The 7,078-nt window shown below is 37.9% G+C and carries 6 protein-coding genes; all 6 read left to right on the forward strand.

Translation table 11 applies throughout. The features are described from left to right. Positions 1-99: 99 nt before the first annotated feature. The 6 genes from H9648_RS19755 to H9648_RS19780 all read left to right on the forward strand — a co-directional run bounded on the left by H9648_RS19755 (position 100) and on the right by H9648_RS19780 (position 6,776). Positions 100-1,773: a transglutaminase-like domain-containing protein gene (locus H9648_RS19755; protein ID WP_191755426.1), complete on the forward strand. Its 1,674-nt coding sequence runs from the start codon at positions 100-102 to the stop codon at positions 1,771-1,773. 21 nt (positions 1,774-1,794) lie between these two features. Further along, positions 1,795-1,998, forward strand: coding sequence for a hypothetical protein (locus H9648_RS19760; RefSeq protein ID WP_191755427.1), 204 nt, complete (start codon positions 1,795-1,797; stop codon positions 1,996-1,998). 10 nt (positions 1,999-2,008) lie between these two features. After that, a complete protein-coding gene (locus H9648_RS19765) occupies positions 2,009-2,860 on the forward strand; it encodes a hypothetical protein (RefSeq protein ID WP_191755428.1) in 852 nt (283 codons plus the stop codon). A gap of 48 nt (positions 2,861-2,908) precedes the next feature. Then, positions 2,909-4,252, forward strand: a complete 1,344-nt coding sequence (locus H9648_RS19770; protein WP_191755429.1) for a VWA domain-containing protein — start codon at positions 2,909-2,911, stop codon at positions 4,250-4,252. An 11-nt stretch (positions 4,253-4,263) separates the two neighbouring features. After that, positions 4,264-5,238 carry a hypothetical protein gene (locus tag H9648_RS19775; protein WP_191755430.1) on the forward strand — a complete coding sequence of 325 codons (975 nt, stop codon included), beginning with the start codon at positions 4,264-4,266 and terminating at the stop codon, positions 5,236-5,238. 104 nt (positions 5,239-5,342) lie between these two features. Beyond that, complete coding sequence (locus H9648_RS19780; protein WP_191755431.1) at positions 5,343-6,776, forward strand: nicotinate phosphoribosyltransferase; 1,434 nt, start codon at positions 5,343-5,345, stop codon at positions 6,774-6,776. The last annotated feature ends 302 nt before the right edge of the window (positions 6,777-7,078 follow it).

Below are 7,078 nucleotides of genomic sequence, written 5' to 3' on the forward strand. Positions count from 1 at the left end.
TTTCAAATGAAGTTCGTAATAATTTTTAGATATAGCAATGTTATAAGAGATGGAAACGCCATCTCTTTCTTTTTGAAATTAATTAAAGGGGATTATTCAATGAAAAACAATATAACCAGTTTTCTACTAATTCTCACGGTTCTGGCACTTACAGCCTGCACAACTGATAAAAACTCCTCTTCCAAACCTGATCAAGAAGAGAAAAAAGACAAGTATACAGCGCTTGCTGAGGAAGCAAACAAAGAGGACACATTAGAGAAACTAGAACTTCTTCCATACGCAGAAGAAGTAGAAGCCACGTTATCCAGTCCTAAGTACAAAGAGTTTACGGCGAACTCGACGGTAACTATTAAAGGTAAGGCAAAGAAGTATAACAGCTTTAAATCAGATCACGTATGGATTAAAGTGATGAGTGATGATGAAGGGCCGAACGGTAGAGATTTCAGCTATTATGCTCCTTTAAAGGAAGGCAAGTTTGTACAAAAGATTCAGTTGTTTAATGGGAAGGGAAATTATTCTGTTAAAGTGAGTGTGCCGAGTGATACGGCTGAAAATTACTATTACGATATTGCCTCATTTGATGTAGAGAACGTGAATCCTGAGATCAAGAGAGATATTGCTTATACGAGGAATGCATTTCAATATGATTTAAAGTTAAAAAATTCCATAAATGGGTATATGGAAAGAGATGGTTCTTTCGAGCTGACGGGTGAGGTTGCTGATTCTAATGTGGAGCAGCTTATGGTTGAGCTTAAAAAAGAAAGTGAATCTACCAAAATTATGGTCCCAGTTGAAAATGGGGAATTCAAGCAAAAAATTCCTCTTTATTATGGTGCGGGTGTTCATGAGGTACAAATTATGACGCCAAAAGAAGGGTCGACTGACTTTTTTACTGACGCGGCTCACTTATATGTGAAGAATTTATCTAGTGAATCCTTTGAACCTGTGAAATATGCCACTGCTTACGAAGAAAAAGGCTTTAAGCTTGAAACGCCAGAGGTAGGCGGTGAGGAAGCGGACCTGACCTACAGAATTAAAGGAAGAATCGATCCAAAAGGTAAGGATGCGAACAAGACAAATGTCGTTTTTGTTCAGACTAAAAAGGACGATTTGCAAGCAATGTACGCGATCCCAGTTAAGAACAACAAGTTTGAGGGAGAGTTTTTCCTCCGTTTTGGACCTGGGAAGTACGATGTGTCCGTTATGGCACCTGATTTTAATAAAACGAACGGATATATGCAGTTCTTTGTTGGCGTAGCAAATTTCACGGTTGAGAATACTAACACGAGTGATCAACGATTCATCTTGCCATCTAGAGGTATTCAGTCGGATGCTCCTGAGATTAAGAGATTAGCAGCGGAACTAACAAAAAATAAAAAAACTGATAAAGAAAAAGCACTAGCTGTATATGAGTATGTAGCAAAAAATGTGAGCTATGACGTAGACAAGCTAAACAATCGTACGTTTGAGTTTGACGACAGTGCGGTAAAAACGTTGGACGAGAAAGAAGGCGTTTGTCAGGACTTTGCGTACTTAGCGATCGCTCTATTACGTGCAAGTGGTATGGAAGCGCAAATGGTAACAGGTTTTGCCGGGCAGAATCATGCATGGGTGGAGACAAAGGTCGACGGACGCTGGTTAACGATGGACCCAACATGGGGATCAGGTTACCTGCAGGACAACAAGTTCGTGCCAAAGTTCACCATGGAATACTTTGATCCAAAACCAGCAGAATTTCAGAAAACACATACGAAAAAAGAGATAGAGTTTTAATTTTAGAAAATGAGGTGCGATATGTCCAAAAAAGAAAAACGGTGGAGACGTGTTTATTTTCTTCTATATCTATTAATCTACGGGCTTGTCGCACCCTTAAGTGTGATTCTCTTTTTTATAGGAGAAGAATCATTTCCATTTTTTATTATTCCAGTGGTCCTGGCGCTGCCGGCTATGAAGCATAATCATATTGAGAAGATAAGAGATAAAGAAAGTGGTGTCTGAGGAGTTTTCTATGAATGTTATAAATGAGTCTAAATTAATAGAAGGTGCTAAGAAATATAAAAAATTTATAGAAAAATTTGAGATATATCCTTATTCCTGTTATAACAACGGAAAAAAATTTTATTATGTAAGTTATCAGAGATTTAACAAGAGCAATGGGATGGTAATTTTATCAGAATCTGAAAACGTAACAGATCAAGATATAGTCTCTGCATTTAAAATGATGTATAACTTTAATCAAATAATGAGAGAAGCCTTAGATCAAATGATTCCCGATATCAAAAAGCCTGTTTCAGTTTTACAAGAAATGAAAGTATTGTTAGAAGAGGTTGAATCAACGACCGGTTTGGAACTTAAGGGTAATGAAATTAAAAATCTATATTATATGATTGATCAAGTTGTTAGTTTTCCAGATAAACTAATAAGAATTTTAAAAGAGATGCAAGCGATTGAAAAAGTAGTACTTGATCGGAAATATCTTTTAAGAGAAGACGTCGATCGTATGATGGAACTGAATTTTCTTCATTGTAAGATAATGTATACCCAAGGTAGAGAACAGTTAAAAGCCATTGAAGATGCTAGAGTAATTATTGGTTATTTAAAGGGCCAGTTAAGTGACGGTACTAAAGATGTTAATAAAAAAGTAAAACAGTTAATTTTTTATTTAGAAACATTTTCTGAAGAGAGGGCTATAAGAGACTTGAATAGATCGCAAGCATCCTTTGAAAAGGATGAGTACGGCAATAAAATAATGATTGGTCCTGGCGAGGAAGGAATGCAAGAATACAAAAGAATCCACTATAGAGCAGTGGATCATATTTTGGATAACCATATTAAAAACTATCTAAGAAATTTTCAGTAATACAGGTTATAAGAAAACTACTAAGATAAGAAAGGGATTTATTAATAAATGAACAAATCTAGTAATCATGTTTTTGTGCTTGTTATGGCTATAATGCTTCTTTTAACCGCATGCTCAACCGAAAAAACTACATCAGAACCAGAACCAAAGAAAAAAGAACCTAAAAAAGAGACGGTTGAAAAAGCACCGACTGATCCTGAAGAGATGGTAAAACAGGGTGCAGGTAAGTATAACGAAAAGGTAAAGGATCTTGAAAGTGATGCTCTTGATAAGGAGATTAACAAAATCACAAAGAACTATCCTAAAGGTATGAAGGCTGAGGAAACCTATAACCGAATCGTTGCTGGGTTCGCGGCTAATCATCAGCCGGGATTTCAGGAGTTAGAGGACTTTGACATTACGTTTGAAGAAGTAGAGGCGTATGAAAAGTATAAAGAAGAAAATGAAGACGGAGAGGAAAAGAAGGAAGGTCCCCTTAATGTAGCTATTCTTCTAGATGCAAGCGGTAGTATGGCAGGAAAGGTTTCGGGAACGGATAAGATGACGGCGGCGAAAGAAGCGTTGAAGAAGTTTGCAGGTGGATTGCCTGAGGATGCCAACGTCATGCTGCGTGTTTATGGACATAAAGGAAGCAACGATGATAAAGACAAGAAGGTTTCATGTGAAAGTACGGAAGTTATGTACCCTTTAGGCGCATATAATGAAGGAACTTTCCAACAATCTCTCTCTAAATTCAAGCCAACAGGTTGGACACCGCTCGCAGCTTCCATTGAAGCAGCTGAAAAGGATCTACAAGGAAACGAAGGAAATAACGTCATTTATATTGTGAGTGATGGCATTGAGACATGTGATGGCAATCCTGTAGAAGCGGCGAAAAAGTTGCATGAGTCGAACATCAAGGCAGAAGTAAACATCATCGGCTTTGATGTAGATAACGATGGTCAGCAACAACTTAAAGCAGTAGCAGAAGCGGGTGGAGGCGAATTCCAATCAGTTTCTTCTCAAAAAGAATTGTTTGATGAAGTAAATTCCAACTGGTCTGAAGCGATGCATGATGCCAGTATTAACTGGAGCTCATCAATGGATTCATCAAGCGTAAATTGGAGCAGTTCGGGTAAAGGTCATTCTATGAGGAAAGTGTATTCAAAAATATTGGATAGCATTTCCGATGAATTCGAATTACTTCGCACTGTAAAGAGAGATCTCTACGATAAAGAAAAGATGTCTAATGAAGAATTTATAAAGTTGGACAAACTCCTTTTAGACAGATATACAACCCTTAGAGAGTACAGTTCCAAAAAACATGATGCTAGACAAGAAGAATTGAATCAAGAAACAGACAGAGTACTTAAATTAATTGATGAATACGCTGAAGATGCCAGAGTAGAATAGGGGATTGAATCTTGAGTAAATTAAAGTTTTTATTAATAACTACAAGCATTGTCTTACTTGTTTCGGGTTGTAGTAGTAACGAATCAACAAGTGGTAATAAAGAAAATCAGGAACAAGAAATTAAGAGTGAAAAAGAATCCGTTAAAGTGACAGATGAAAAAGAAAAAGCGCCTAAAGACCAAGGTGAATATGAAGTTTGGTTTAAAGGAGAAGCGAATCGTAAAGGGAAGTTGATTTCGGTTAAAGGGCAAACGAACCTTCTTCCAAACTCTAACCTATTAGTTACGATGGATGGTGTAGAAGATACTTTAATTGGTGGTTCAGATCGAGTACAGGTTAGTGAAGATGGTACTTTTGAAACAGATCTAAAAATACCAAAAAGCTCTGAAGGCTTAATTGAAGTTAGAATAGAGTTCGATCCTCATTCCGATAATCAACCAATCAAAGATCATTATGGAGAAAACGGTGAAAAGTTGAAAGGTCCGTTTGTCAGGTTGCAAGAAGAATCAGATATGCAGCAGAACATCACTCTGTTAACCCTTGAAATACCTCAAGATGAATCAAATGCTTTTGCTAAAATAAAGGAACCTGAGTGGGACAAGCCTGAAGATTATGGTACACCTACAGTTCGATTAGACGAACCGGACATTCAAAAGGATGATAAATATCTTTATATAGAAGGAAAGTCAAATCTATTAGAGGGTACAAGACTGAAAGGGAGCTTAGATATTCCGAATTATATTGTTTCAGGATTAGCGGATGTGGCGGAGGTTAACCCAGATGGATCATACAAGTTAATCATTGAAAAACCTTCAAGCATAAACAAATTAAAGGATGTTAAAGAATACGAAGTGGTTCTGAGTGTGAGTCCAGCGGATAATCAGTGGAAATCAAACTTAGAAGTATACGGCTTAAATGGCGAGAAGTTTATGGGTGAGTACGTCGTCAATCAAAATGGAGTAAAAGAGATTGAAAAGACGTCCTAGAATAAAAAGTAGCCCGATGATCTGCCAGGTTATCGGGCCTTTTACTATGTTTAACAACCACACAAATAGAGAAAAATGAGGAGAGAGAAAGGCGGGACTCATACATGAGCTATGAAGATTTAGCATTACATACAGATAAGTATCAAATTAATATGATGTACGCTCATTGGAAAAACGGAACGCACAACAACATCCGCGTATTTGAAGCATTCTTTCGAAAGAATCCCTTTAAAAGCGGCTATGCCGTATTCGCGGGACTTGAGCGGATCATTCGTTATTTGGAGCATCTTCATTTTACAGAGGAAGATATCGACTACCTAAGAACACAAGAAGAACACTATGAGGAACCTTTCTTGGAGGAGTTAAAGAATTTTAATTTTTCTGGAGAGTTATTCTCTGTAAAAGAAGGAACGGTCGTTTTTCCGAATGAGCCGCTAATTCGTATCAAATGCCGTGTGTTTGAAGCACACTTGTTAGAGACAGCACTTCTAAATTTCATGAACTACCAAACATTGATCGCTACGAAAGCAGCCCGCATTCGCTATGTTACTCCTGATGATCAGTTGATGGAGTTTGGAACGCGTCGCGCCCAAGAAGCCGATGCCGCAATATGGGGTGCGCGTGCTGCATATATTGCAGGCTTTGATGCAACATCAAACATGCGCGCCGGAAAACTATTCGGCATTCCGACAAAAGGAACTCATGCACACGCGTGGGTTCAGGATCACGATACAGAAGAAGAAGCGTTTGAACGGTTTGCGGAAGTTCTACCGAATCAAAGCGTTCTACTTGTAGATACGTATAATACATTAAAAAGTGGAATTCCTAACGCGATAGAAGTTGGGTTAAAGATGAAAGCGGCGGGTAAATCACTTAAAGGCATTCGTCTGGATAGCGGTGATCTCGCGTACCTATCCATTCAAGCTCGTAAAATGTTAGACAAAGCGGGCCTCACAGATGTTGAAATCGTAGCGAGTAACGACTTGGATGACGATGTGATTTCGGATCTAAAAGCACAAGGTGCAAAAATCACTTCCTGGGGAGTTGGTACGCAGCTTATTACGGCATCAGATCAACCTGCACTCGGAGGCGTTTATAAGGTTGTCGCTAAATATGAGGACGGAGAATTTGTACCCACGATTAAAATTTCATCTAATGTAGAGAAAATCACAACACCTGGATATAAAAAGGTCTACCGCATTATCAATTCAAAAGGAAAAGCGGAAGCGGATTACATAGCGATGGATGATGAAGTGCTTCCTGAAAAAGATTTAAAACTATTTGATCCGGTGCACACATACAAAAGCAAAGTGGTTTCTTCCTTTACTGCCGAAGAATTGCTACAGCCCGTTTATATAGAAGGAAAGCTTGTATATGACCTTCCGAATCTAGAAGAAATCCGGCGCTATCATCAAGAGCAGCTTGGATTGTTTTGGCCTCAGCACTTACGAAGATTGAACCCACAAGAGTATTTTGTCGATCTATCCGTTCAAGTATGGAAGACGAAAAATGACCTTTTAGAAAAGTATTCTTTATAGCGAGCAAACCTCTTTTCGACATGAAAAGAGGTTTTTTAATAAAATCTTTAAAAAAGCGTTGACGGTCGGCCGTATCGCTGATATAGTAATAAACGTTGTTGCTTTTCTTACATAACGTTCGACAAAAACAAACATAAACTTTTAAAAAAGTTGTTGCTTCGAAAGAAGATATGTGGTAAGATAGTTTTTGTCGCTGCTTTAAGAGAGTGACGCGATAAAGAAAAAAGTTCTTTGAAAACTGAACAAAAGAAATAGGTAAGGAATTAAGAATTAATTCCGTCAGTTTTAAAATCGAGCAAGAC

It is taken from the genome of Fictibacillus norfolkensis (assembly GCF_014836645.1).
GTDB lineage: Bacteria > Bacillota > Bacilli > Bacillales > Fictibacillaceae > Fictibacillus > Fictibacillus norfolkensis.

What these genes read in the sequence shown, in the direction of transcription:
- H9648_RS19755 (WP_191755426.1), top strand. Translation starts at nt 100, where the DNA reads ATGAAAAACAATATAACCAGTTTTCTACTAATTCTCACGGTTCTGGCA.
- H9648_RS19760 (WP_191755427.1), top strand. Translation starts at nt 1,795, where the DNA reads ATGTCCAAAAAAGAAAAACGGTGGAGACGTGTTTATTTTCTTCTATAT.
- H9648_RS19765 (WP_191755428.1), top strand. Translation starts at nt 2,009, where the DNA reads ATGAATGTTATAAATGAGTCTAAATTAATAGAAGGTGCTAAGAAATAT.
- H9648_RS19770 (WP_191755429.1), top strand. Translation starts at nt 2,909, where the DNA reads ATGAACAAATCTAGTAATCATGTTTTTGTGCTTGTTATGGCTATAATG.
- H9648_RS19780 (WP_191755431.1), top strand. Translation starts at nt 5,343, where the DNA reads ATGAGCTATGAAGATTTAGCATTACATACAGATAAGTATCAAATTAAT.